The sequence below is a fragment of the Mycolicibacillus koreensis genome, from assembly GCF_002104795.1.
Classification (GTDB): Bacteria; Actinomycetota; Actinomycetes; order Mycobacteriales; family Mycobacteriaceae; genus Mycobacterium; species Mycobacterium koreense.
The window spans coordinates 65,341-89,329 of sequence record NZ_NCXO01000009.1; the positions used below are offsets into that span (position 1 = coordinate 65,341).

Genomic DNA, 23,989 nt, shown 5'->3' on the forward strand with positions numbered 1-23,989 from the left:
AACCCGAGCCGAACACTCGTTCGAGAGTTTAGTGGGTATCGCCGACGACACCGGGCAGGGACACGCACCGGCGTGCCGGGTGATCGGTCACACCGCCCGCAGGGCCACGATCGTGCCGAGGGCCGCCGCGGCACACAACACCGGCCAGTACCAGATGTGCCGGCGCCTCCAGTGGCCCAGCCCCATGAGCAGGGGGTTGACCAGGCACAGCGCCAGGGTCAGCGCCTCCCAAGCGACGACGTCGCCGGCGGCCTCGGCACGATCGGGAAACGCCCCGGAAAAACTGATCGGCACCAGGGCCGCCACCCCCAGCGCGGCCGCGACGAGGGTGCTCGCCACCCAGCCGATCCAACTGAACGCCGTTTCGGCGCGACCGGGGCGGCGTCGGGCGGGCTCCCGCGCGGGCGGGCCGCCGAGGGTCACCTCACTGCTCGTCGAGCGCGGCGGCCACCTCGTCGGAGATGTCGACGTTGGTGTAAACGTCCTGCACGTCGTCGGCGTCCTCCAACGCGTCGACCAGTTTCAGCAGCTTGCGCGCGCCATCGACGTCGACCGGCACGGTCACCGACGGGGTGAATCCGGCCTCCGCGGAGTTGTAGTCGATGCCGGCGTCCTGCAGGGCGGTGCGCACCGCCACCAGGTCGCCGGGTTCGCTGATGACCTCGAACGAATCCCCCAGGTCGCTGACGTCCTCGGCGCCGGCCTCGAGCACCGCGGTGAGTACGTCGTCCTCGGTGAGGCCGTTTTTGTCCAGGGTGACGACGCCCTTGCGGGTGAACAGGTAAGCCACCGAACCGGGGTCAGCCATGTTGCCGCCGTTACGGGTCATCGCGACGCGCACCTCGCTGGCAGCGCGGTTGCGGTTATCGGTGAGGCATTCGATGAGCACCGCCACCCCGTTGGGGCCGTAGCCCTCGTAGGTGATGTTCTCCCAGTTGGCCCCGCCGCCCTCCTCGCCGGCGCCGCGCTTGCGGGCCCGCTCGATGTTGTCGTTGGGCACCGAGGACTTCTTGGCCTTTTGGATGGCGTCATACAGGGTCGGGTTCCCTGCCGGGTCGCCACCGCCGACACGGGCCGCGACCTCGATGTTCTTGACCAACCGGGCGAACATCTTGCCGCGGCGTGCGTCGATGACGGCCTTCTTGTGCTTCGTGGTCGCCCACTTGGAATGACCGGACATCGTTTTCCTGCCTCGCTCCGTGTGATGTTGCGTGACGAGTCTATAAGGAGCGCTGAGGGCCCATCGATCACGGCAGCTCAAAATGCTGGTAGTCGATCGGCGAGTGCCAATGCCCTCCCCAGACCCACCCGCGGTCGGTGAACGCCCGCACCGCCGGGTCCCCGTCGTGCAGCACACCAGGGTCCCTGCGGTCCCGGTCCAGGTACTCCGCGGCGTTGCCCGGCTGCACCCCGTCGCTGTCGATGTAGGGGTTGAGCAGCGGGTTGACGTCGATCGCCCGGCCGTAGGCGTGCAACGCCCAGTTGCCCGACCCGGGGATGCGCCGGCAGTTGAACGCCGAGGTGTTGTTGTCACGCATCGAGGCCTCATCGTCGGCGCCCGGATAGTTCGCGACGTTGCGCATTTTCTCGATCGGATAACCGATCCGGTACAGGTCGGCGAAGATCGCGATGACCTGTTCGACGAGGTCACGGTGCACGATCAACTCACCGCGACCGGTGTTGGCGTCGAAGTCCAGATAGTCGACCGTGACCCGGCGAAGCTGCGCGGGGTCGACCGGGCAGCCCGGCGCCCAGGTCGGGCCCAGCTCGGCGGCGTCGACCGCGGCGACCTCTGCCGGAGCCGGAGCCGGCGACGGTGTCGAGGAGAGCGGCGTCACCGGTGATCGCGGCGGGGGTGGCGTCGCGGGCGCCTCGCCCGGTGCGGCCGGGGTGCAGTGCACCGCGGCTGTCGCGCTCAGCGCCAGCACCGCTGCCAGCACGGCCCGACGTGGCCCGGTCCCCCGCATGAACGGGCCCCTACGGCGTGGGCACCGGATCGGAGTCGCCGCCGGTCTCCGCGCCCGCCGGGGTACCGCCGGGCGGGAAGAAGCCGGGCACCCACCGTTCGATCAGCGCCGCATAGTTGAGGGTGGCGTCGAGTTGCACCGCCACCCCGAGCAACCCGCCCAGGGTGCGCAGCAGCATCACGTAACCAGAGGGGATCGTCATCTGGCGGGCCATCTTGAACCGGTCGTTGAATCCCTCGTTGAACGGATCGGTGGTCGCCAGCGCGGACCGCTGGAACCAGGCGCGGGTGAAGTGGAACTCCCCGGCGCGCAACGGGTCGATGTAGGCCCACAGCGGCCCGAGGTATTCCTTGAGTTGGTCGGCGCTCAGCTCGTAGTGCTCGGGCATGAACTTGAGCTGCTTGAGCAGCCGGATCACATCGTCCCAGCGTTCGTCGCGGCCGCAGCACAGCAGTTCGCAGAACTCCGGGGGGATACCGCCGGGGTGAGCCGAGACCGCGCCGAAGTCGATGACGCCGAGGCGCCCGTCGGCCATGATCATGAAGTTGCCCGGATGCGGGTCGGCGTGGACCAGTCCCACCCGCGCCGGCGAGCTGAGGGTGAATTCCAGCAGCCGCGTGCAGGCCTCATCACGCTCCTGCTGGGAGCCGTCGGCGATGATCGCCGAGAGCCGCCGCCCCTCGGCCCACTCCGAGACGATGACCTTCGGGGCGCTGGCAACCACCAGCGGGACCAGGAACTTCTCGTCGTCGGCGTAGGCCTTGGCGAACGCCCGCTGGTTGTCGGCCTCCTGACGGTAGTCCAGTTCCGCCTCGAGTGTGTCGTTGATCTCGTTGACCAGCCGGTCCACGTCGGCACCGGGCGCGAGCTGTTTGAAGACCCAGGAGAACCGCTTGATCAGTTTGAGGTCGGCACGCAGCGCCTCGTCGGCGCCGGGGTACTGGATTTTGACCGCGACCCGCCGGCCGTCCTTCCACACCGCCCGGTGCACCTGGCCGATGCTGGCCGAGGCGACCGCGGTGTCGTCGAACGACTCGAAGCGGTCCCGCCACCGGGTGCCCAGCTGCGCGTCGAGGACGCGGTGCACCTTGGCCGCGGGCAACGGCGGGGCCTCGGCCTGCAGCTTGACCAGCGCCTCGCGGAACGGCTCGGCGAACTGCGGGGGGATCGCCGCCTCCATCACCGACAGCGCCTGCCCGACTTTCATCGCGCCGCCCTTGAGTTCGCCGAGCACCTTGAACAGCTCGTCGGCGGCCTTCTCCAGCATCTCCGCGTTGACCTCATCGCGGGACTTGCCGGTCATGCGTTTGCCTACGCCGAGCGCCGCGCGCCCGGCCACCCCGGCCGGCAGCCCGGCCAGCTTGGTGGCGCGCCGGAATGCTCCTCGCCTGATGTCTGCCATCCCCACATCATGCCTTGTCGGGTGACCGGCCCCACACAACGGTGGTGTGGCGCGCTCAGGCGCGCCCGGTCACGATCGCGACGAACAACGCGTGGATGCGGTGATCGGCGGTCACCTCCGGGTGAAACGAGGTGGCCAGCACTGCGCCCTGACGCACCGCGACCGGGTGCCCGGCAGCACGCGCCAGCACCGTCACGTCGGCGCCGACCCGCTCCACCCACGGTGCCCTGATGAACACCGCGTGGACCGGATCGTCGAAGCCGGCGACACTCAGGTAATCCTCGAACGAATCGACCTGGCGCCCGAACGCATTGCGCCGCACGGTCATATCGACCCCACCCAGTGGGACCGCGACCCGCGTGCCGCTGCCCGCATCCAAGATCTCCGAGGCCAGCAGGATCATCCCGGCGCAGGCCCCGTAGGCGGGCATCCCCGCGGCCAGTCGTGCCCGCAGCGGATCGGCCAGCCCGAGTTCGTCGAGCAGATAGCTGATCGTCGTGGATTCACCGCCGGGCAGGATCAGTCCGTCGACCGAATCGAGTTCGGCCCGGTTTCGCACTGTGACCGGGTCTGCGCCGACCGCACTCAACGCCCCGAGGTGCTCTCGGACGTCGCCCTGCAGTGCCAGCACACCGATGCGCGGTGCGCTCACCTGGGCGTGTGCCCGTGCGGGTAGCGGGTCAGGCCCTCCTGCATGGTGGCGGCGACCATCGCCCCGTCGCGGCTGAAGATCTTGCCCTGAGCCAGTGCCCGGCCGCCGCCGGCCGACGGCGAGGTCTGGTCGTACAGGAGCCATTCATCGGCGCGGAACGGCCGCAGGAACCACATGGCGTGATCCAGCGAGGCCACTTGCAGGTGATCGCGTTCTCCGGGGTGCGCCGACCAGGAGGTGCCCAGCAGGGTGAGGTCGCTCATGTAGGCCAGCGCGCAGATGTGCAAGACCGGGTCGTCCGGCAACGGCTCCCGGTGACGAAACCAAACTTGTTGACGCGCGGCTAATCCCGGGATCGGAGTGAGTTGATCGGCGGGAACCTGACGTAGTTCCCACTCCGCGAAAACCTTGAAGCTCTCCTCGTCGAACGATTTCATTCCGTCGAGGCCGGGCAGGTTCTCCGGATCCGGCGCGGTCGGCATGACATCTTGGTGACTGATCCCCTCCTGCGGAACCTGAAACGACGCCGACATGTGAAAGATGGTCTGACCGTGCTGAATTGCGGTGACCCGGCGGGTGCAGAACGATCCGCCGTCACGCACCCGCTCCACCAGGAACACCGTCGGCGCTTTCGCATCGCCGGGGCGCAGGAAATGACCGTGCAGGGAGTGCACACGGTAGTGCGGGTCGACGGTGCGCACCGCCGAGACCAGCGCCTGGCCGGCGACGTGGCCGCCGAAGGTGCGCTGGAAATGCTCGGTGGAGCCGAATACGGCACCCCGATAGATGTTGACCTCGAGTTGCTCGAGGTCGAGGATCTGCTCGATCGCCAATGGCTTACCAGCCGCGTTCGGCGAGACGGTGCGGTGCGGGCAGGTCGTCGACGTTGATGCCGACCATCGCCTCCCCCAGCCCCCGCGAGACCCGCGCGAGCACATCGGGATCGTCGTAGAAGGTGGTGGCCTTCACGATCGCCGCCGCACGCGCCGCCGGATCACCGGATTTGAAGATGCCCGAACCGACGAAGACCCCCTCCGCACCGAGCTGCATCATCATCGCCGCATCCGCCGGAGTCGCGATACCCCCCGCGGTGAACAACGTCACCGGCAACTTACCCGCACGCGCCACCTCAGCGACCAGCTCATACGGCGCCGCCAACTCCTTGGCCGCCACGAACAACTCGTCCTCACTCAACGACGACAACCGCCGGATCTCCCCGCCGATGGCCCGCATATGCGTGGTCGCATTCGACACATCCCCGGTGCCGGCCTCCCCTTTCGACCGGATCATCGCCGCCCCCTCGGTGATCCGCCGCAACGCCTCACCCAGATTGGTCGCCCCACACACAAACGGCACCGTGAACTGCCACTTGTCGACGTGATGGGCGTAATCGGCCGGAGTCAACACCTCCGACTCGTCGACGAAATCCACCCCGAGGCTCTGCAGAATCTGCGCCTCGACGAAATGACCGATCCGCACCTTCGCCATCACCGGAATCGACACCGCCGCGATGATGCTCTCGATCATGTCCGGATCACTCATCCGCGACACCCCGCCCTGAGCACGGATATCGGCCGGCACCCGCTCCAACGCCATCACCGCCACCGCACCGGCACCCTCAGCGACACGGGCCTGCTCCGGGGTGACCACATCCATGATCACCCCACCCTTGAGCATCTCGGCCATCCCACGCTTCACCCGCGCCGTGCCGGTTTCTGCGCCGACACCCGAGCCGTTGCGCGCTGCATTGTCCACTGTTGGTTCTCCTTGAGCCGAGTTCTGCCGACCAGTCTAGTGGGACGTTCCAACCGGGTTTTGGCCGCGCCGAACGGCCTCGCCGAAGGCGCCACGGCGCCCCGCGCGCACCCATTATGATCGCGATCACAGTCCCCCGACCGCGACGAACGGATCCCGCCAGTGTCCGCACCCGAGCCCCCCGGCGTCCCCGAACACCGCGATTGGCCGGCCGTGCTCGGCGCCTGGCGGTTTCTGGCCAACCCCGCCGGTAACCCGACGCGGGTCTTCGACCTCATCGTGGGGTTGAGCGCGCCGATCCTGGCCCGCGCCTACTACCAGGTGCGCGCACACCCCAACGGGCGGCGCCTGTTGGCCCACAAGCCCGACCTGTTGGCGGTGCTCTCCGACGACGAGTACCTGGCGTCGCTGCCGGCCGGTTCGCTGGGCCACGCCTACCGGTCGTTTCTGACCACCAACCGGCTCGACGCCGGAGTTTTCGACGTCGACACGGTGATCCGCCCGATCGCCGAACGCCGTGGCTGGGACGACGACTTCTTCTACATGGTCCGGCGTGGCACCGCCCTGCACGACATGTTCCACACCCTGGGCGGGTACGGCCCCGATCTGGGCGGCGAGTTCGGCAATCTGGGGTTCCACTGCGGACAGATGGAGCCGTCAGCGGCGTTGAAGACGCTGGCGCTGGCCACCGCCGGCACCGTCATCCCCGCGGCGCCGTGGCGCAAGCTGAGCTACTTCCGTCAGGCGGTCCGGCGCGGTCAGCGGGCCGATCTGCTGATGGCCGCCCCCTACGAGGAGTTGCTGCAACGCCCGCTGGCCGAGGTGCGCGACGCGCTCGGTGTCACACCGACCCGCGTCGCCCATCCGCAGGGACACCTGTTCACCGCGTGGATGCCGCCCGGGATGAAACCCCCGACGCGCTGGGATTACGACGCGATCCTCGCTGCGGCATAGCGACGGTTCGGCGGCGGCGCCGCAGCACCCGGCCTATCGTAGTGAGCCATGCGCACAGCGTTGGTCGTCGTCGGCGGGGTCCTCGGGTGGCTATGCGGCGCCTCGGCACTGCCGATCGCCAACGCCGACCCCGCCGCCGGCACCGACAGCGCTGTGGACCCGTATCTGCGCCACACCCCAGACGGGTCGGCGATCATCGAGTTCTCCACCCCCGACGGGGTGCGCTGCAACTTCCATCCGGCCAGCAGCCTGCCCGACGACACCAGCAGCCAGGTGCTGGTCTGCCGTGGTGAATTCCCCGGCGTCGTCACCGATCCGACGGCCTCGGAGTTGTGCGTCAAAGACGAGGTCCGGGCGTTCAACAGCCTGACCTACCGGTTCGCCTCCGATTTCTTCTACAGCGCCTGCGACGAGGAGCCGGCCGGCCCGTTGCTGCCGGTCGGCGCGACCGTCTCGGACGGCAACATCTCCTGCGCCGTCAGCCCCGGCGACGTCACCGCGTGCGTCGACACCCGCCTGGGCGAACAACACGGCTTCATCCTGCAGCCCTCCGGCAGCACCGCATTCTGACCCCCGTACCCGCGCGCCGCGGTCAGCGGATGTAGCGGGCGGGCCGCGGCGGGCCGGGCGGTTCGTCGACACGAACGTTGGCCTCGGTGAGCAGCTCGCCGAGCTGAAGCGGGTACACGGTCTCGCCGCAGGCGTTGAGTTCGGTGATCGCCGCGGCATCACACCAGCGATGCGCGTGCAGATACCGGTGTTCGAGTTCGGTGCGCTGCGCCGGTGACGGCTCGAAACGCTCGGTGCGGTAGACGAAGTAGAACTCCTGGCTGTTGATCACCGACCCGTTGAAGCCGAACACCGCGCTACGCCGCCAGACCGGCCCGATCAGCGCCTCGGAGTCCACCCGCAACCCGGTCTCCTCGGCGAGTTCCCTGGCCGCCGTGGCCGCGAGGGCCTCGCCGTCGCGGGGCTGGCCGCCGACGGTGAACCACCACCGCGGCGCGGCTTCGCCGCCGGCCGGGTCGGACCCGCACAGCAGCAGCACCGCGCCGTGCTCGTCGAGGAGCACCACCCGCGCGGAGGTCCGCGGCGCCAACACGCCCTGATCGCCGTGCGCGATGGCCGCCGCGCGTTCGACGATCTCGAAGTAGCCGGGTAGCGGCGCGGTTCCGGCCAGCCGCAGGGTGCGCACCAGGGGACGCTCGTGCAGTGCCCGGGTGTCGCGCACGGCGTCGTTGTGGAATCGGCGGGCCAACACCACCCGCGCCTCGGCGTCAGCCAACTCCGCCACCAACTCCGCCGGCAGCACGGTGGCATCCACCATGGCCAACGCCGCGGACAGATCGTTTTCGGCGGCTTCGCGGGTGCTGCGCGGCGACCGTTCGGCGACGTCGGCGAGCGCCGCCAGCCGTCGGCCGGCCGGCTGCCCGTGGTAGGCGTCGACGGCGACTGCACGGCTGACCACCGCGCGGCGGGCCAGCGCCGCGTCCAGCGCCTGCCAGGACAGGTCGCACCGCACGTGCAGCCGGTTGAGCCGGGTCGCCGTCTGGTAGGCCCAGGCTCCGATCCCGACCAGCACCGCGACCGCGACCGCGACCCCCAGCAGCGCCCACACCATCAACTGGCCACCCGCACCGGGCCACCGACCTGCGCCACCGTCTCGTACACGCGCATGATCTGGCTGGCCACCACCGACCAGTCGTAGCGGCCGACCGCCGCGCTGCCGGCGGCGCTGAAGTCAGCGCGCCGGATGTCGTCGTCGAGCATGCCGATCAGGCCGTCGGCCAGGGCGGCGCCGTCGCCGACCGGCACCAGCAACCCGGCGCGGCCGTCCTGCAACACCCGCCGGAACGCGTCTAGGTCGCTGGCCACCACGGCGGTGCCGGCGGCCATCGCCTCCACCAGCACGATGCCGAAGCTCTCCCCGCCGGTGTTGGGCGCGCAGTACACGTCGGCGCTGCGCAACGCCGACGCCTTTTCGGCGTCGTCGACTTGTCCGAGAAACCGCAGGCGGTCGGCGAGCGGGCCGGCCTCGGCGCGCAGCGCCGCCTCGTCGCCGCGCCCGACGATGAGCACCTGCAGGTCCGGAAAGCGGTCCACCACCGCCGGAAGGGCCTCCAGCAGCACCGCCATGCCCTTGCGGGATTCGTCGTAGCGACCCAAAAACAGCACGGTCTTGCCGGCCCGCGGATACCCGGGCAGCACCGGCGCGGTGGCGAACGCGGTCACGTCGACCCCGTTGGGGATCTCCACGGCGTCTGAGCCCAGCGCCTCCATCTGCCAGCGCCGCGCCAGATCCGACACCGCGATGCGTCCGACGATCTTTTCGTGCAGCGGGCGCAGGATGCCGCGCACCGCGTTGAGCGTCAGCGACCGAGTGGTGGAGGTGTGGAAGGTGGCCACGATCGGCCCTTCGGCGATGAGCAGCGCCAACATCGACAGGCTCGGCGCGTTCGGCTCGTGCAGGTGCAGCACGTCGAAGTCCCCGTCGGCCAGCCAGCGTTTCACCCGGCGGTGACTGGCCGGACCGAACCGTAGCCGGGCCACCGACCCGTTGTAGGGGATCGGCAGGGCCCGGCCGCCGGAGACGACGTAGTCGGGCAACCGGTCGTGTTGGTTCGGTGACGACGGTGCCAGCACACTCACGGTGTGCCCGCGCGCCCACAGCACCTCGGCCAACTGCAGCACATGGGCCTGCACCCCGCCGGGCACGTCGAAGGAGTAAGGGCAGACCATGCCGATGCGCATCAGGGCTGCTCCAGTGCGGCACGGCGGCCCTGCGGCAAGTCGGCCAGCCACTGCGGCTGCAGCATGTGCCAGTCGGCCGGGTAGGCGGCGATGTTCAGCGCGAACTGGTCGGCCAACGCCTGGGTGAGGCTGCCCACGTCGGCGCCGGCGGTGTCGATGGGTGGGAAGATCTCGAACCCCCAGTCGGCGGGGCCGGGATTCCAGCAGTGCCCCGGCATCAGCGCCGCGCCGGTCTCCAGCGCCAATTTGGCCGGCCCGGCCGGCATCCGACTGGGCTCACCGAAGAAACTCACCGGCACCCCGCGGCGGGTGAGATCGCGTTCGGCCATCAGACACACGACCCGGTTGTCGGCGAGCCTCTCGGCGAGCACCTCGAACGGCGGGCGCTCTCCCCCGGTCAGCGGCAGCACCTCGAAACCGAGGGTCTCCCGGTAGTCGATGAACCGCTGGTAGAGCGACTCGGGTTTGAGTCGTTCGGCCACGGTGGTGAACGTGCCGTAGGTCTGGGCCAACCACACCCCACCCATGTCCCAGTTGCCGCTGTGCGGCACCGCGATAACCGCGCCGCGACCGGCGGCGAGGGCGGCCTCGAGGTTCTTCCGGCCCACGACAGTGCTGTCGAGGCGACGGGCCAGTTTCTGCTGGTTCATGCTGGGCAGGCGAAACGCCTCCCGCCAGTACCGGGCGTAGGAGGCCAGCGAGGCGCGCATCAGCGAGCCGGGGACCTGGCCGGGTTGCACTTCGAGAACACGGGCCAGGTTGCGGCGCAGCTGTTCTGGTCCGCGCCCGCGTGCGGCGACGAGAGCGCCGGCATCGAACATGTTGCGGGCGGCGAATTCCGGCATCGCGCGCACCGCCATCCAGCCGGCCGCATATCCCCAGTCGCTGAGCTGCTCAGAGCCCGGGATCCTCATTGCGGCGTCCCGTCGCCGGAGCCGAGGGGTTCGGTCGCTCCGGGTGAGATGCGCACGGTGTGCAGCCGCTGGATGAACGTGACGACGCTGGCCACTGCGAGCAGCCACATCGCCACCGGCAGCGCCCACGGTTGCGCGAAGACGGGCAGGTCGGAGAGCCCGGCGCCGACGAGCACGATGATGAGCCGCTCGGGGCGTTCGATGAATCCCCCGTCGCCGCGCAGTCCGCTGGCCTCCGCCCGCGCCTTGATGTAGGAGATCACCTGCGAGGTGACCAGGCAGATCAACGCCGCGGCGGTCAGAGCGGAGTCCCCCAGGCCGAACGCGGCCCACCAGGCCAGCCCGCCGAACACGGCGCCGTCGCTGATCCGGTCGCACGCCGCGTCGAGCACCGCACCGAACCGGGTTCCGCCCCCGGTCTGGCGGGCCATCGCCCCGTCGAGCATGTCGAACATGACGAACAGCCAGATGATCAGCGTTCCGGCGAACAGGTGCCCCACCGGGAACAGGGTCAGGGCGGCCAGCACGGTTGCGGCGGCTCCGATGATGGTGACGCCGTTGGGGGTGAATCCGAGCCGCAGTGCCGCCTTCGCCAGCGGAGTGGTGATGGCCCTGAATGTGGCCCGCGACAGGAACCGCAGTTTGCTCACGGCTGCTTCACCCACTCCTCGGCCAAAAGTCGACGGGTTTCGCGCAGCAGCTGCGGCATCACCTTGGAGTCCCCGATCACGGTGATGAAGTTGGCGTCCCCGCCCCAGCGGGGCACCACGTGGACGTGCAGGTGCTCCGACAGCGACCCGCCGGCCGCCGCGCCGAGGTTGAGGCCGACGTTGAACCCGTCGGGCCGGGAGACCCGTTTGATCACCCGGATCGCCTTCTGGATGAACGCCATGAGCTCGGTGCTCTCCTCGGCGGTCAGCTCCTCGAGCTCGGCGACCTGCCGGTAGGGCACCACCATCAGATGACCCGCGTTGTACGGGTAGAGGTTGAGCACCGCGTAGACCAGCTCCCCGCGGGCCACCATCAAACCCTCTTCGTCGTCCATCCGGGGGATCTCGGTGAACGGGTGCACCAGCGCGGTGGCGTCCCGGTTGCGGGGTGACTCCGCGAGGTAGGTCATCCGGTGCGGTGACCACAGCCGCTGCAGATGATCCGGCTGACCGACACCGGTGTCGATCATCGACTCTTCGCGGCCCGTGCTCATCCGGCACCACCGATGGTCATCAGCTCCGCTGTGGGAACTTCGTTGCGACGCTGGGTAACCCAGTCGGCGATCGCGTCGAGGGCCGCTTCGCGCGCCACCCCGTTGATCTGCGTGCGGTCGGTGAACCGGAAGCTCACCGCGTCGGCGGCGACATCACGGTCACCGGCCAGCACCATGAACGGCACCCGCTGGTTGGTGTGGTTGACGATCTTCTTCGCCATCCGGTCGTCGCTGACGTCGACCTCGGCGCGAATGCCACGTCGCTTGAGTTGATCGACCACGTCGTGGAGGTACGGCAGGTGATCGTCGGCGACCGGGATCGCCACGACCTGCACCGGTGCCAGCCAGGCCGGGAACGCTCCGGCGTAGTGCTCGGTGAGCACACCGAAGAACCGTTCGATGGAGCCGAACAGAGCCCGGTGGATCAGCACCGGCCGCTGCCGGCTGCCGTCGGCGGCGGTGTACTCCAACTCGAACCGGTCCGGCATGTTGAAGTCGAGCTGGATGGTCGACATTTGCCAGCTACGCCCCAGCGCATCCTTGACCTGCACGGAGATCTTCGGCCCGTAGAAGGCCGCACCGCCGGGATCGGGGACCAGTTCCAGGCCGGAGGCCTCGGCGACGGCACGCAGCGTCGCGGTGGCCTCGTCCCAATCTTCGTCGGCGCCAACATATTTCTCGGGGTCTTTGGTGGACAGCTCCAGGTAGTAGTCGTTGAGGCCGTAGTCGGCGAGCAAATCGAGGACGAACTGCAACAGTGCCGCCAGTTCGGCACCCATCTGCTCTCGGGTGGTGTAGATGTGCGCGTCGTCCTGGGTCATCCCGCGCACCCGGGTCAAACCGTGGACGACACCGGATTTCTCGTACCGGTAGACCGATCCGAACTCGAACAGCCGCAGCGGAAGTTCCCGATAGGAGCGCCCTCGCGACCGGAAGATCAGATGGTGCATGGGGCAGTTCATCGGTTTGAGGTAGTAATCCTGCCCCGGTTTGCGCAGTTGCCCCTCGGCGTCGTACTCGGCGTCGATGTGCATCGGCGGGTACATCCCCTCGCGGTACCACTGCAGATGTCCGGAGGTCTCATACAGTTGCGCTTTGGTGATGTGCGGCGTGGTGACGAATTCGTATCCCGCCTCGATGTGCTTGCGACGCGAATAGTCCTCCATCTCGCGCCGGACGATTCCCCCCTTCGGGTGGAACACCGGTAGGCCCGAACCGATCTCGTCGGGGAAGCTGAACAGGTCGAGCTCGACACCGAGCTTGCGGTGATCGCGGCGCTGCGCCTCCTCGATGAGCTCCAGATACCGGTCGAGGGCCTCTTGGGATTCCCAGGCGGTGCCGTAGACGCGCTGCAGGCTGGCGTTGGCCTGGTTGCCCCGCCAGTACGCCGCCGAACTGCGGGTCAGCTTGAACGCGGGGATGTACTTCGTTGTCGGGATATGCGGACCCCGACACAGATCCCCCCAGATGCGTTCGCGGCTACGGGGATTCAGGTTGTCGTAGGCGCTCAGTTCGTCGCCACCGACCTCCATGATCTCGGCATCGCCGGATTTGTCGTCGACGAGTTCGAGTTTGTAGGGCTCGTTGGTGAGTTCGGCGCGCGCCTGCTCCTTGGATTCGTAGACCCGCCGCGAGAACAGTTGGCCGTCTTTGATGATCTGGCGCATCCGCTTCTCCAGGGCGGCGAGGTCCTCCGGTGTGAACGCGTAGTCGGCGACGTCGAAGTCGTAATAAAAGCCGTCGGTGATCGGCGGGCCGATACCCAGTTTGGCGTTCGGGTAGAGATCTTGGACCGCCTGGGCGAGCACGTGGGCACAGGAATGACGGATCACGCTGCGGCCGGCCTCGGTGTCAGCGGCGATCGGGGTGACCGCGACGTCGGACTCGGGTGTCCACCCCAGATCCCGCAGCGTGCCGTCGGGGTCGGCCACCACCACAATCGCGTCGGGGGCGCCGCGGCCGGGAAGACCGGCCTCGCGCACGGCCGCCCCCGCGGTGGTCCCGGCGGGCACCCGGATCGGGGCTGCCGGACGGTCGAAGGCGGGGGCGCTCATGGGCTGGTCTCCGTGGGTGTCAAGGCGTGGACTGGCGGTCGAAACGGTCGCGACCATGCTATCGGGGCGGCCCCCGCCCCCGCGGCGAAGGCCGTTGCCGGTCGTCCTCGGCCCGGAAAAATCACCCCTGGGCCGTCACCGGCAAGCACTGCTGCCCGTCGTCAACGGTCCCCGCGGTTAGGGCTGTCCCGGCTTGAGCCGCACGAACAGCGCACGGGCTTCGGTCAGCACGGTCGCACCGTCGCAGAGCCGGCCCGAGACGAAGGTCTTGCGCCCGTCGATCTCGTCGATACCGGCATCGACCTGCAACTCAACGCCGATCGGGACGATCTGGCGGTAGTCCAGGTGCAAAAACGCGGTGCGCTGGTAGCGGTTTTTGGTCAACACCGCGGCCGTCATACCCAGCAGCGAATCGAACAACAGCCCCAGGGCGCCGCCGTGCACCGCGCCGTTGCGTCCCAGGTGGTACCGGGCGAAGCGGGCGGTGCCGTGGATGCGGTCGCCCTCCTTACGCGTCCTCAGCGGCACGGTCAGCACATTGCCGTGGTTGGGCAGGTCCATCCGGCGTCCCGACGGCGCCGACCATTCGTCGGCGTCGAACGGAGCCAGCAGCGCCGAGACCTCCTCGATCGCGGCAGCCGCGCGGGAGATCACCGCATCAGGAGCGTCCACGGCGCGGGCATGATCCTGGAGGCTGCGCACCGCCTCGATGAACCGGCCGTAATCGGGGCCACCCTTGTCGGTCGGCTCCGGCGGGTTGAAGCCGCCACCGGGGTGTCGCTGCTGGTCTGCCACCGGTTCACCGTAGGCACCGCCGGCGGTACAGCCGTGCACCGGGCCGACCGGGGCCACGGCCGTGCCAGAGTAGAGGCATGGATCTCACCGCGCTGGCGACGGCGCCGTTCACCTACTCGCAGGTGGGGGCCACAGCCGACGACGCCCTGCCGCAGGGCTACCACCACATCGATGAGCGGGCCGCCATCGGCACCGGGCGACAGCGATTCGAGCAGGCCGGCGCGGCGGTGCTGCGCTACGGCATGCAGCGCGGCGCGGGGTTGACGGTCAGCGCCAGCAGTCCCGTCGCCACCCCCGGTGCGGTCGTGGTCGTGCACCTGGGTCCGATCGCGGCGCCGTGCCGGGTCATCTATGTCGTCGAGGAACGCGATCGCCGGGGATTCGGCTACGGCACTCTCAGCGGCCATCCGGAGTCCGGCGAGGAATTGTTCTCCGTGGAGTACGACCCGGACCACGACGTGGTCTACGCCGTGGTCCGGGCGTTCTCCCGGCCTGCGACCTGGTGGAGCAAGGCTGGGCATCCGATCACGTCGCTGGCGCAACGGATCGTCACCAAGCGCTACCTGCGCGCGGTGTAACCGCCGTGGACGGCCTGGGCGAGTCGGGCCAGCGCGATGGCGGCGACCATCAGCCCGAAGTCACGCAGGGCGACGTCGTAGTAGCCGGAGAGGGTGAGCAGATCCACGATGATGCCGGCCAGCCAGGCGGCGACCACCCAGGCGCCGATGCGCGGAGCGACCGCGACGAGCACCCCGGCGACGATTTCGATGACCCCGATCAGATACATGCCCTGGTCGGCGTTGCCGGGCAGGATTCCATCAATCCAGGGCGCCAGGTACTTGCCCCAGTGATTGGTGACGGTGTCGCCGGGAACGTGCGGCAAGAAGTTGAAGAACTTGTCCAGCCCGAACAGGATCGGCGCCACCGTGAACAGCGTGCGCAACAGGAAGAATGCCTCGAACAGGGGATCTTTGATCCGCTCGGAGAGGCTCGGTGTGGTGGTGACGTGGTTGGTAGTCATGGCAACCCCTAACTCTAAAGGAGAACATCTTTAATGATAGAACGCGTAGACTGTAACAGCAAGACTTTTGCTCGATAGACGGCGGGGCATCGTGGCAGCTCAGGTGGATGATCAGGGCGGGCTGGCCCGCGACGCAGCCGGGATCGGTGCGCTCGCCGATCCGCTACGCCGGCGCCTGTACGGGTTCGTCTGTTCGCAACCGGAACCGGTCAGCCGCGACCAGGCGGCCGATGCCGTCGGAGTCGCCCATCACCAGGCCAAGTTCCATCTCGACCGGCTGGAGGCCGAGGGCCTGCTGGAGGCCAGCTATGTCCGGTTGACCGGGCGCACCGGCCCGGGCGCGGGGCGCCCGGCCAAGTTGTATCGCCGGTCGGCACGCGACATCGCGATCAGCCTTCCCCACCGCGAATACCAACTGGCCGGGGAGCTGATGGCCGCCGCGATCGCCGAGTCCGCCGCGAGCGGGACGCCGGTGCGCGAGGTGCTCGACCGGGTCGCCGCCGATTACGGCCACCGGATCGGCGCGCAGGCCGTCGGCACGCAGCCGCCGCAGAGCGCCGAGGCGGCGCTGGAGTTGGTGCTCGCGGTGCTCACCGAGCACGGCTACGAACCGCGCGCGGCCGCTGACGCACCCGGCGACGCCGACGACGGCGAGGTGGTGCTGGCGAACTGCCCGTTTCACGCCCTGGCCCAGGTGCAGACCGAATTGGCCTGCGGGATGAACCACGCTCTGATCCACGGCGTGGCCGACGCGCTGGCGCCGGTCGCACCGCGCACCCGGCTCTGCCCCGGCGATCAACGCTGTTGCGTGGTGCTCGCCCCGGCGCAGGCGAGCGAATCGCGGTGAGGAACTACTCGGGGTGCTTGGCGCTCAACGCGACCGTGAGCAGCACCGCGGAATCCTCGAACGCCTTCAATCCGTGCCGCTCGGGCGGGATGGTGACGTAGTCGCCGGCCGCACCCTCCCAGGAGTCCGCACCGACGGTCAGCGCGACACGGCCCTGCAGAACCTGCAGCGTCGCCTCCCCCGGGCTGTCGTGCTCGGCCAACTCCTCCCCGCCGCGCAGCGCCACCAAGGTCTGACGCAACTCGTGGGCGTGCCCGCCGTGAATGGTGGTCGCGGAGCGCCCGGCCCGCGAGGTGCGCGCCTCAGCGATCTTCTCGGCGGCCAACGTGGTCAGCGACAGCGATTCCATCAACACATCCTTTGGGTCGGTGGGAACAAATCGGTGGGAACAGTCAGCCGGCCAGCAGAAGCGACCCGGCAATCAGCAACGCCGTCAGCTTAATCAATTCCAGCCCGACATAGACGTAATGCGCGTGGGACCGCGGGCCCTCGTAGCCGGCCAGCACCTGATCGGATCGCTTGTTCAGCCGCGGCCGCACAGCGGCCAACTGCAACAGCAGCATCGTCATCGCCACCGCGAACGCCACCATGATCGGCGTCGCCGGCGGGGTGACGATCACCAGCACCACCAACACCCCGGCGAAGATGCCCTCCACGGTGTTCAGCGCCCGAAACACCAACCGGCCGATACCCAATCCGATCTGCAGCGTCACGTTGGGGGCCCGGAACTTCAGCGGCGACTCGATGAAGGCGATCCCGGCGACCATGCCCAGCCAAACGAAGGTGATCGCGACCGCGACCGCGGTGCCCCCGCTCACGACGCCGCCCCGTCGGCGGCAGCGGCCTTGGGCTGGGCGCCGGCCAGGCTCAGATGCGCCAGGCACATGTCCGGCTCGACGAACGCCTCGAGCCGGTCGATGGCCACCGGCGCATCCCAGGTCTCCAGCGCACCCTCCATCAGTCCGAGATGAATCGGGCAGACCACCTCCGGGTCGGCCTCGGCGAGTTCGAGAAACGGGCAGTGCCGCAGACCGACCTGCTTGTGCCCGCCGGTCTCCCGACGCTCGGGCGCGAACCCGAGTTCATCGAGCATCTCGATCAGCCGCTCGATCGACTCCTCGGCGCCGGGGGCCGCCGCACCGGGCGTGGGCGGACGCAGCCGTCGGCCCCATTCCCGCCCCGCCGCCAGCGCCTTGGCGCCGGGGTTGGCGTCAGCGGCGAACCCGATGGTCAAGATCTCGGCCAGCAGCCGGTAGCGGCGCGGGCCGCCGCGGTCCATCTGCCGCACGGCCTGCACCATCACCGGGGGCCGCCCGGGCCCGTGATGCTCGGATTTGACCCGTTCGACCCGCCCGTCGCTGATCAGGGTCGCCAAGTGGAACCGCACGGTGTTGGGGTGCACCCGCAGTTGCTCGGCGATGGCGGCGATACTCAGCGGCCCGTTGGCGAGCTTCAACGTCCGCCACACGTCGAAGCGGCGGCCCGTCAGTTCCCCCGGCGACGCGGCGATTGAGCTCACTCCCCCTGTTTGGGCAAGCTCGCCACCAGCGGTGTGTCCACCCCTAGCGGACCGAGTTTGGCCGCACCACCAGGAGAGCCCAGCGGTTCATCGCGGCCGGGCAGCGTCTCGGAGAAAAAGGCCGCGTTGTCGTCTTGATACGGCTCCAAATCCTCGGGAAGATCGTCTTCGTAGTAAATTGCCTCTACGGGGCAGACCGGCTCGCAGGCGCCACAGTCGACGCACTCGTCTGGGTGGATGTAGAGGGCGCGCCCGCCCTCGTAGATGCAGTCGACCGGGCACTCGTCAACGCAGGCGCGGTCCATGACATCTACACACGGCTTCCCGATCACATAAGTCATGCGCTAGAGTTTACACAAGCAGTTTTGTGAAAACTAGGAAGGCGAGCCTAGCCATGGTCGACGACGCGTTAAACGTCTGTGACCTGCGAAATTCTGACCGAGACCGCCAGGTGTTCGCCGCCTATGAGGCCCTGACCGTCGACGAGACGATGGTGGTCGTCGGTGACGGCGACCCGCAGCCCCTGGGCGAATCGCTGCAGGCCGAATACCCCGACAGCGTCGAGTGGGTGCGCCGCGAGGGCACCGCCGACGACCGGCCCGGCACTTACCGCGTCGCGATCACCAAACGCACCGCGACACCGCTGCCCCGGGTATTGGTGAACACCGCCGAGATCGCCGCCGAGGAGCCGCAGGCCAGCGGCAATCTGTGGAAGCTGGACCTGCGCGAGCGCGGCCTGGACTCCAACATCATCGCGCTACCGCCACACGGAAGCATCGGCGCCCACACCGGCGCCGAGGTCGACGTGCTGGTGCACGTACTCGCCGGCAACGGCACATTGACCACCGAGCAGACCACCGTGACCCTGCGTCCCGGTGCCTTGCTGTGGATGCCGCGACGGTCCCGTCGCGCAATCGACGCCGGCCCAGATGGGCTGCGTTATTTGACCGTGCATCAGCACCGTGAGATCAGCGGACTGATGCCTACCGTGAGGCAGGCCGTCTAATGACCGAGATCGACAACATCCCCCACTCCGACCACCCGCTGCCCGGTTCGGACCGCGACGCCGAACACGCCCAGGGCCACTGGCTGTTGGCCCGGTTGGGCAAGAAGGTGCTGCGCCCGGGCGGTATCGAGTTGACCCGGTCGCTGCTACGGCGGGCCAAACTGGCCGACGCCGACGTCTTGGAGTTCGCCCCCGGGATGGGCCGCACCGCCACCGAGATCATCGCCGCCAAGCCGCGCTCCTACATCGGCGCGGAGCAGAACGCCGACGCCGCCCGCCTGGTCACCGAGATCGTGGCACCCGCCCACGGCGAGGTGCGTGTGGCCGACGCGGAGGACACCGGCTTGCCCGACGCCAGCCGCGACGTCGTCGTCGGCGAGGCGATGTTGACCATGCAGGGCGAGAAGTCCAAGAACGCCATCGTCGCCGAGGCGGCCCGGGTGCTGCGCCCGGGCGGGCGCTACGCGATCCACGAGTTGGCCCTGACTCCCGACACCCTCGACGAGGGGGTGAAGAACGAGGTGCAGCAGGCGCTGGCCCGGTCGATCAAGGTCAACGCCCGCCCACTGACCGTCGCCGAGTGGACCGCGCTGCTGAGCAACCACGGCCTGGTGGTCGAGGAGGTGGAGACCGCGCCGATGGCGCTGCTGCAGCCGCGTCGCCTCGTCTCCGACGAAGGGCTGGCCGGTGCGCTGCGGTTCGCCAAGAACCTGCTGGTCCAGCACGATGCGCGCCGCCGGGTGCTGACGATGCGCGGCGTGTTCCGCAAGTACAACAAGCAGATGGCCGCCATCGCGATCGTGGCGCACAAACCGGCCGCGAACTGACCGGGGTACCGGCATGTCCGATCGCTACGCCGACTTCCCCACCCTGCGATTCGAGCACGCCGACGACGGTGTGCTCCACCTGATCCTGGAGGCGCCGGGGCTGAACTCGGTGGGTCCGCGGATGCATCGTGATCTGGCCGACGTGTGGCCGGTGATCGACCGCGATCCGCAGGTGCGCGCGGTCGTGGTCCGCGGCGCCGGAACAGCGTTCTCCGCCGGCGGCAGCTTCGAGCTGATCGAGGAGACCATCGGCGACTACGACGGCCGGGTGCGGATCATGCGGGAGGCGCGGGATCTGGTGTTCAACCTGATCAACTTCTCCAAGCCGCTGATCTCCGCGATCCGCGGCCCGGCGGTCGGCGCGGGCCTGGTGGTGGCGCTGCTGGCCGACATCTCGGTGGCCGGGCGCAGCGCGAAGATCATCGACGGGCACACCAAGCTGGGTGTGGCCGCCGGCGATCACGCCGCGATCTGTTGGCCGCTGCTGGTCGGGATGGCCAAGGCCAAGTACTACCTACTGACCTGCGAGCCGTTGCGCGGCGAGGAAGCCGAGCGCATCGGGCTGGTCTCCACCTGCGTCGATGACGACGATGTGCTCGACACCGCGAACCGGATCGCGACGAACCTGGCCAGCGGCGCCCAGCACGCGATCCGCTGGACCAAGCACAGCCTCAATCACTGGTACCGGATGTTCGCGCCGGTGTTCGAGACGTCGATGGGGTTGGAGTTCTTGTCCTTCAGCGGTCCCGACGTGCACGAGGGCCTCGCTGCCGTCCGGGAGAAGCGCCCGCCGCAGTTCGGTGTCCCTCCCCCGGATTACACCGCGCCCTAGTCAGTTGTCGCAGCCGTTCACCCCGGTGCGCTGACCCGATCAATGCTCGGCCACCGACGGTGATGACTCAGTGATGGGCGATCAGATCGGCGACGTGGCCTTGCTCACTCTTCCGAAGCCGGCCGGCAGCAGCGGATTTCAGCCGCCATCGGGTGACCCGACCGTCCGGCCCGATCAGTTCCTCGGTCGCGAGCGCCTCGCCGATGAGCCGGCGGATGCGTGGTTCGTCGGCGGCGTCGGCGGCAAACAGTATCCGCAGCGATACATCCTCACCGATGACGTTATTCGCGGTGTGATGCGACGCCAGCGGGCACGGCGGTGGATGATCCCAACTGCCACACAGCGCCAGCGTGATCGCCGCACCGAGGGCGTTCGGACTGCCGCCGGGATACACTTGCACCACAGCGTCGTGGGCGTAGCCGAGACGAGTCATGTCTGGCGATGCTACGGCGCCGCGGCGCGTCAAGCCCACGATCGTGGAGTACGGCGGCGGCGGTTGCACTTTCCGAATGGCAGGTCGTTCCTGCTGGGCAGCGCAGCGTAATGGCGTTACGCATGGCTGAGGCGGCCAGGGTGGATCGCGTGTGATCGGTGATGGAGTAGTCGAAGATCTTGTTGGAGAAGCAGTCCTTTGACCGCGGCACAAGTACAGCTTGCCCTCACCGCGGAATCACCTGCTCAGTTTTGGACCTGAACGGACGGCGCGCGCGCAGGTTCTCACGTTCGACTGCATCTGGAACTGCCTGTGACCTGCGGGTACCGGCCGTGTCTCACGCCGACTGCACCGCCGGCGCCTAAGCCTGTTCGGCCGGCAGGGGCGGCGGCGGTGGCGGAGGGGGTGGCGGAGGCCCGGGGGCGTCCAAGCCGATCTTGTCGCCCGGCTGCGGGTTGGGGCACAGGTGACGCAGCGCGGGGCCGATCGCCTCGCCCTGCCAACCGCTGGCCCGATAGTGCTCGAGGTCCATGCCGTCGCGCTTGGCTCGGCAGATCGTGTAGCCCAGGTCCAGGCTGAGCCGGTCGTTCCAGGTGATGATCGGCACCAACGGGACCGCCTGGTGGAATTCGTCGAGGAACGCGCGCTCGGCGGCGGGGTCACCGGCATGCGCCGCCGGTGCGCCGACCAGGGCTGCGGACACCAGGGCCGCGCCGAGGGCGGCGAGGGTGGACTTGATCATGGCGGTCCTTCACTGTCGGAGAGCCTGGGAAAACTTTGGCACATTTTGCTGCCGAATGGGACCGAAGTGCCGGTGTCGGCTGCGGCGACCGCCCGGCCAACGCCCCACAGCCCGTTCGGCGGCATCGCGGGCGTGCCACACTGAACCATGGCCAACTCGCTCAGCCACCACGTGTCCACCGTGTTCGACCAGGTCGCCCGGGTCTACGACTTCCCGCTGCTGCAGCGGCTGGCCTACCAGCCGATCCAGGACGTCGTGCTGGCCCGACTGCGCGCCGCGGGCTCGCAGCGCATCGTCGACGTCGGGTGCGGCACCGGAATCCTGAGCACCCGCATCGCCGACGAACTGGCCCCGACCGCCGTGTACGGCTGCGACATGTCCGAGGGCATGCTGGCCAAGGCCCGCGCCCGCTCGAGTGCGGTGCAGTGGAAGCGCACCCCGGCCGAGGCGTTGCCGTTCGACGACGCCTCGATCGACGCGGTGATCTCCACCAACGCGTTCCACTTCTTCGACCAGCCCGCCGCGGTCGCCGAGTTCCACCGGGTGCTCGCCCCGGGCGGGCTGATGATGATCGGGGTGGTCAACCCGGTCAGCACCGGTCGTCGGCTGCTGCTGTGGGTGGGCACCGGCGGTGGCTCGGTGGGCAACTTCCCCACCCCCGACGAGATGCGGATCCTGGCCACCCAGGCGGGATTCTCCTCGGTCACCCACCACACGGTGCGCGGCTGGACCGGCGAGGGGCTGACCGTCGCCGCCAAGTAGCGGCGACCGTCGGATCGGTGCGATGGCGACCACAACCTGGACCCTGCACGCCGGCGACGACCCGGCGAACACGCTGACCCTGCGCACCGGGGTTGCCGGGCGCGCGGCTCGGATGGGTCACCGGCTGACCCTCACGATGGCCTCCTGGCAGATCACCGTCGACTCCGACGGCGAGCGTCCGGTGAGTGCCGCGGTGATCGTCGATGTCGATTCGTTGGCGGTGCGCTCCGGGGAGGGCGGACTGACGCCGCTGTCGGGGCCGGAGAAGGCCATGGTGCGCACCAATGCGTTGAAAACGCTGAACGCCAAGAAGTTTCCCACTGTCGAATTCCGGCCCGAGACGATCACACATGACGCCGATGGCGGCGATGGCGGGGTCTACGCGCTGCGCGGACCGTTGACCGTGCACGGGGTGAGCCGCCCGATCGAGGTCGCCGTGACGGTCTCCGACAACGGCGACCACTGGGAGCTGAGCACGCACAGCGAGGTGTCGCAGGCGGCGCACCACATCAAGCCGTATTCCATGGCAATGGGGGCGATGAAAGTCGCCGACTCGGTGGGCGTGGAGTTCAGCGCGCGTCTGCCCAAGAGCTGATAGGCGGGTGCCCGCCGACGGCGAAGACCGGTTACCGTCGTGCGCTGTGATCGTGTTGCTGCCGCCCTCGGAGACCAAACACCCCGGCGGTGACGGACCCCCGCTGGCGTTGGACCACCTGGATGCTGCGGCACTCAACCCGCTGCGCGGCGAGCTGCTCGACGAGGTGACGGCGTTGGCCGCCGATCCCGACGCCAGCCGCCGGGCGTTGGGGCTATCGGAGCGCCAGGACGGCGAGATCGCGCGCAATGCGGTGTTGCGCAGTGCCCCGACCGTGCCGGCGATCCACCGCTACACCGGGGTGCTCTACGACGCCCTGGATGTGGGGTCGCTGCGCGGCGCCGCCGCCGAACGGGCACGGGCGCGCCTGCGGATTTCCTCAGCGTTGTTCGGTCTGCTGCGTGCCGACGATGCGATTCCGGCCTACCGCCTGTCGGCGGGATCGAAGCTGCCGAACCGACCGACGCTGGCCGCCCGATGGCGTCCCCTGTTGGAGCCCGTCTTCGACCGACTCACCTCCGACCACCTGATCATCGACCTACGCTCGGCCCCGTATGCCGCACTGGCCCGGATCCCCGGGGCGCTGCGGGTCGGTGTGGTCGCCGCGGACGCCGACGGTCGTCGGGTCGCGGTCAGTCATGCCAACAAGTCCCACAAAGGCCGGTTGGCGCGGGTGCTGGCCGGCAGCCGCGCTGAGCCCAACGACGCCGCTGCGGTAGCCGCCGTCGCTCGACGGGCCGGTATGCGCATGGAATACCACGGCTCCGACCTCACCGTGGTGGTGTCGGGCTGACGCCCTGGATCCATCACGGCCGGCGGGGTCGCTCAGCGCAGCGGTCACCCGAGGTGGAACACCACCTCCAGCGCCAGGAAGCTGAAGACCAACGCCCCCATGATGGCCGAGACGGCCGCGATCAAAACCACCGGATCTTTGACGTTCATGGTCAAAGACGCTAA

The 23,989-nt window shown here is 68.9% G+C and carries 31 protein-coding genes; 10 read left to right on the plus strand and 21 right to left on the minus strand.

From position 1 onward, the window contains the following. Positions 1 to 87: 87 nt before the first annotated feature. The 7 genes from B8W67_RS06275 to pdxS form a co-directional block, all read right to left on the minus strand. Positions 88 to 339 carry a hypothetical protein gene (locus B8W67_RS06275; protein WP_234806676.1) on the minus strand — a complete coding sequence of 84 codons (252 nt, stop codon included), beginning with the start codon at positions 337 to 339 and terminating at the stop codon, positions 88 to 90. 85 nt (positions 340 to 424) lie between these two features. Beyond that, positions 425 to 1,180, minus strand: a complete 756-nt coding sequence (locus tag B8W67_RS06280) for a YebC/PmpR family DNA-binding transcriptional regulator (RefSeq protein ID WP_069392860.1) — start codon at positions 1,178 to 1,180, stop codon at positions 425 to 427. Between the two features lie 67 nt (positions 1,181 to 1,247). Beyond that, positions 1,248 to 1,940 carry a M15 family metallopeptidase gene (locus B8W67_RS06285; RefSeq protein WP_234806677.1) on the minus strand — a complete coding sequence of 231 codons (693 nt, stop codon included), beginning with the start codon at positions 1,938 to 1,940 and terminating at the stop codon, positions 1,248 to 1,250. A gap of 37 nt (positions 1,941 to 1,977) precedes the next feature. Further along, a complete protein-coding gene (locus tag B8W67_RS06290; RefSeq protein ID WP_085302988.1) occupies positions 1,978 to 3,369 on the minus strand; it encodes an ABC1 kinase family protein in 1,392 nt (463 codons plus the stop codon). A gap of 55 nt (positions 3,370 to 3,424) precedes the next feature. Further along, complete coding sequence (gene pdxT / locus B8W67_RS06295; protein WP_069392863.1) at positions 3,425 to 4,021, minus strand: pyridoxal 5'-phosphate synthase glutaminase subunit PdxT; 597 nt, start codon at positions 4,019 to 4,021, stop codon at positions 3,425 to 3,427. Further along, the gene (gene tesB / locus B8W67_RS21255) at positions 4,018 to 4,854 is read right to left on the minus strand and encodes an acyl-CoA thioesterase II (protein WP_069392864.1); all 837 of its coding nucleotides are present in this window, start codon (positions 4,852 to 4,854) and stop codon (positions 4,018 to 4,020) included. The genes pdxT and tesB overlap by 4 nt, the downstream gene beginning before the upstream one ends. A gap of 4 nt (positions 4,855 to 4,858) precedes the next feature. Then, positions 4,859 to 5,776, minus strand: a complete 918-nt coding sequence (gene pdxS / locus B8W67_RS06305; RefSeq protein ID WP_069392865.1) for a pyridoxal 5'-phosphate synthase lyase subunit PdxS — start codon at positions 5,774 to 5,776, stop codon at positions 4,859 to 4,861. A 162-nt stretch (positions 5,777 to 5,938) separates the two neighbouring features. Between pdxS and B8W67_RS06310 the strand changes: the two genes are divergently transcribed. Then, positions 5,939 to 6,730 (plus strand): Coq4 family protein, encoded by a 792-nt coding sequence (locus B8W67_RS06310; protein WP_109561724.1) that lies wholly within the window; start codon positions 5,939 to 5,941, stop codon positions 6,728 to 6,730. Positions 6,731 to 6,778: 48 nt separating this feature from the next. Beyond that, positions 6,779 to 7,300 carry a hypothetical protein gene (locus tag B8W67_RS06315; RefSeq protein WP_085302992.1) on the plus strand — a complete coding sequence of 174 codons (522 nt, stop codon included), beginning with the start codon at positions 6,779 to 6,781 and terminating at the stop codon, positions 7,298 to 7,300. 22 nt (positions 7,301 to 7,322) lie between these two features. Here B8W67_RS06315 and B8W67_RS06320 read toward each other — a convergent pair whose 3' ends face one another. The 7 genes from B8W67_RS06320 to B8W67_RS06350 form a co-directional block, all read right to left on the minus strand. Continuing rightward, positions 7,323 to 8,351 (minus strand): NUDIX hydrolase, encoded by a 1,029-nt coding sequence (locus B8W67_RS06320; RefSeq protein ID WP_085302994.1) that lies wholly within the window; start codon positions 8,349 to 8,351, stop codon positions 7,323 to 7,325. After that, positions 8,351 to 9,481, minus strand: a complete 1,131-nt coding sequence (locus B8W67_RS06325) for a glycosyltransferase family 4 protein (RefSeq protein WP_069392869.1) — start codon at positions 9,479 to 9,481, stop codon at positions 8,351 to 8,353. Before B8W67_RS06325 ends, B8W67_RS06320 begins: the two co-directional genes overlap by 1 nt. Beyond that, the gene (locus B8W67_RS06330; RefSeq protein ID WP_085303008.1) at positions 9,481 to 10,395 is read right to left on the minus strand and encodes a phosphatidylinositol mannoside acyltransferase; all 915 of its coding nucleotides are present in this window, start codon (positions 10,393 to 10,395) and stop codon (positions 9,481 to 9,483) included. The genes B8W67_RS06325 and B8W67_RS06330 overlap by 1 nt, the downstream gene beginning before the upstream one ends. Beyond that, positions 10,392 to 11,045: a phosphatidylinositol phosphate synthase gene (gene pgsA / locus B8W67_RS06335; RefSeq protein WP_085303010.1), complete on the minus strand. Its 654-nt coding sequence runs from the start codon at positions 11,043 to 11,045 to the stop codon at positions 10,392 to 10,394. The genes B8W67_RS06330 and pgsA overlap by 4 nt, the downstream gene beginning before the upstream one ends. Continuing rightward, positions 11,042 to 11,599 (minus strand): ATP adenylyltransferase, encoded by a 558-nt coding sequence (locus B8W67_RS06340; protein ID WP_069392872.1) that lies wholly within the window; start codon positions 11,597 to 11,599, stop codon positions 11,042 to 11,044. Before B8W67_RS06340 ends, pgsA begins: the two co-directional genes overlap by 4 nt. After that, positions 11,596 to 13,653 (minus strand): threonine--tRNA ligase, encoded by a 2,058-nt coding sequence (thrS, locus tag B8W67_RS06345; RefSeq protein WP_069392921.1) that lies wholly within the window; start codon positions 13,651 to 13,653, stop codon positions 11,596 to 11,598. The genes B8W67_RS06340 and thrS overlap by 4 nt, the downstream gene beginning before the upstream one ends. Positions 13,654 to 13,830: 177 nt before the next feature. Further along, positions 13,831 to 14,448, minus strand: coding sequence for a PaaI family thioesterase (locus tag B8W67_RS06350; RefSeq protein ID WP_069392922.1), 618 nt, complete (start codon positions 14,446 to 14,448; stop codon positions 13,831 to 13,833). A 77-nt stretch (positions 14,449 to 14,525) separates the two neighbouring features. Between B8W67_RS06350 and B8W67_RS06355 the strand changes: the two genes are divergently transcribed. After that, on the plus strand, positions 14,526 to 15,026 hold the full coding sequence (locus B8W67_RS06355; RefSeq protein WP_069392873.1) for a DUF1990 domain-containing protein: 501 nt from the start codon (positions 14,526 to 14,528) through the stop codon (positions 15,024 to 15,026). Here B8W67_RS06355 and B8W67_RS06360 read toward each other — a convergent pair. Next, a complete protein-coding gene (locus tag B8W67_RS06360) occupies positions 15,008 to 15,469 on the minus strand; it encodes a hypothetical protein (RefSeq protein WP_085303012.1) in 462 nt (153 codons plus the stop codon). The two genes, B8W67_RS06355 and B8W67_RS06360, sit on opposite strands and share 19 nt — an antisense overlap. A gap of 103 nt (positions 15,470 to 15,572) precedes the next feature. Between B8W67_RS06360 and B8W67_RS06365 the strand changes: the two genes are divergently transcribed. Then, a complete protein-coding gene (locus tag B8W67_RS06365) occupies positions 15,573 to 16,316 on the plus strand; it encodes a helix-turn-helix transcriptional regulator (protein ID WP_085303014.1) in 744 nt (247 codons plus the stop codon). Positions 16,317 to 16,320: 4 nt separating this feature from the next. Here the strand turns inward: B8W67_RS06365 and B8W67_RS06370 are convergent, their stop codons facing one another. The 4 genes from B8W67_RS06370 to fdxA are packed head-to-tail and all read right to left on the minus strand — an operon-like array spanning position 16,321 to position 18,176. Continuing rightward, positions 16,321 to 16,665, minus strand: a complete 345-nt coding sequence (locus B8W67_RS06370; protein WP_069392876.1) for a cupin domain-containing protein — start codon at positions 16,663 to 16,665, stop codon at positions 16,321 to 16,323. Between the two features lie 43 nt (positions 16,666 to 16,708). Next, a complete protein-coding gene (locus B8W67_RS06375) occupies positions 16,709 to 17,134 on the minus strand; it encodes a hypothetical protein (protein ID WP_069392877.1) in 426 nt (141 codons plus the stop codon). Next, positions 17,131 to 17,835 (minus strand): helix-turn-helix transcriptional regulator, encoded by a 705-nt coding sequence (locus tag B8W67_RS06380; RefSeq protein WP_069392878.1) that lies wholly within the window; start codon positions 17,833 to 17,835, stop codon positions 17,131 to 17,133. Before B8W67_RS06380 ends, B8W67_RS06375 begins: the two co-directional genes overlap by 4 nt. After that, the gene (gene fdxA / locus B8W67_RS06385) at positions 17,832 to 18,176 is read right to left on the minus strand and encodes a ferredoxin (protein WP_069392879.1); all 345 of its coding nucleotides are present in this window, start codon (positions 18,174 to 18,176) and stop codon (positions 17,832 to 17,834) included. The genes B8W67_RS06380 and fdxA overlap by 4 nt, the downstream gene beginning before the upstream one ends. A gap of 53 nt (positions 18,177 to 18,229) precedes the next feature. On the opposite strand from fdxA, the gene B8W67_RS06390 reads away from it, so the two are divergent. The 3 genes from B8W67_RS06390 to B8W67_RS06400 are packed head-to-tail and all read left to right on the plus strand — an operon-like array spanning position 18,230 to position 20,500. After that, positions 18,230 to 18,841 carry a DUF2249 domain-containing protein gene (locus tag B8W67_RS06390; protein ID WP_085303016.1) on the plus strand — a complete coding sequence of 204 codons (612 nt, stop codon included), beginning with the start codon at positions 18,230 to 18,232 and terminating at the stop codon, positions 18,839 to 18,841. After that, a complete protein-coding gene (locus B8W67_RS06395; RefSeq protein ID WP_085303018.1) occupies positions 18,841 to 19,668 on the plus strand; it encodes a class I SAM-dependent methyltransferase in 828 nt (275 codons plus the stop codon). Before B8W67_RS06390 ends, B8W67_RS06395 begins: the two co-directional genes overlap by 1 nt. A 13-nt stretch (positions 19,669 to 19,681) precedes the next feature. Then, positions 19,682 to 20,500 carry an enoyl-CoA hydratase/isomerase family protein gene (locus B8W67_RS06400; RefSeq protein WP_085303020.1) on the plus strand — a complete coding sequence of 273 codons (819 nt, stop codon included), beginning with the start codon at positions 19,682 to 19,684 and terminating at the stop codon, positions 20,498 to 20,500. Positions 20,501 to 20,567: 67 nt separating this feature from the next. Here the strand turns inward: B8W67_RS06400 and B8W67_RS06405 are convergent, their stop codons facing one another. Continuing rightward, complete coding sequence (locus B8W67_RS06405; RefSeq protein ID WP_234806679.1) at positions 20,568 to 20,972, minus strand: hypothetical protein; 405 nt, start codon at positions 20,970 to 20,972, stop codon at positions 20,568 to 20,570. Between the two features lie 322 nt (positions 20,973 to 21,294). Next, positions 21,295 to 21,675 (minus strand): hypothetical protein, encoded by a 381-nt coding sequence (locus tag B8W67_RS06410; protein WP_085303024.1) that lies wholly within the window; start codon positions 21,673 to 21,675, stop codon positions 21,295 to 21,297. Between the two features lie 147 nt (positions 21,676 to 21,822). On the opposite strand from B8W67_RS06410, the gene B8W67_RS06415 reads away from it, so the two are divergent. From B8W67_RS06415 to yaaA, 3 genes are read left to right on the plus strand one after another with little or no spacing between them, the layout of a single operon-like run. Continuing rightward, entirely contained in the window at positions 21,823 to 22,437 is a 615-nt protein-coding gene (locus B8W67_RS06415; protein ID WP_069392885.1) for a class I SAM-dependent methyltransferase, read from the plus strand. A 22-nt stretch (positions 22,438 to 22,459) separates the two neighbouring features. Next, positions 22,460 to 23,032: a YceI family protein gene (locus tag B8W67_RS06420; RefSeq protein ID WP_085303026.1), complete on the plus strand. Its 573-nt coding sequence runs from the start codon at positions 22,460 to 22,462 to the stop codon at positions 23,030 to 23,032. Between the two features lie 46 nt (positions 23,033 to 23,078). Continuing rightward, positions 23,079 to 23,825, plus strand: a complete 747-nt coding sequence (gene yaaA / locus B8W67_RS06425) for a peroxide stress protein YaaA (protein WP_085303028.1) — start codon at positions 23,079 to 23,081, stop codon at positions 23,823 to 23,825. Positions 23,826 to 23,989 lie beyond the last annotated feature (164 nt).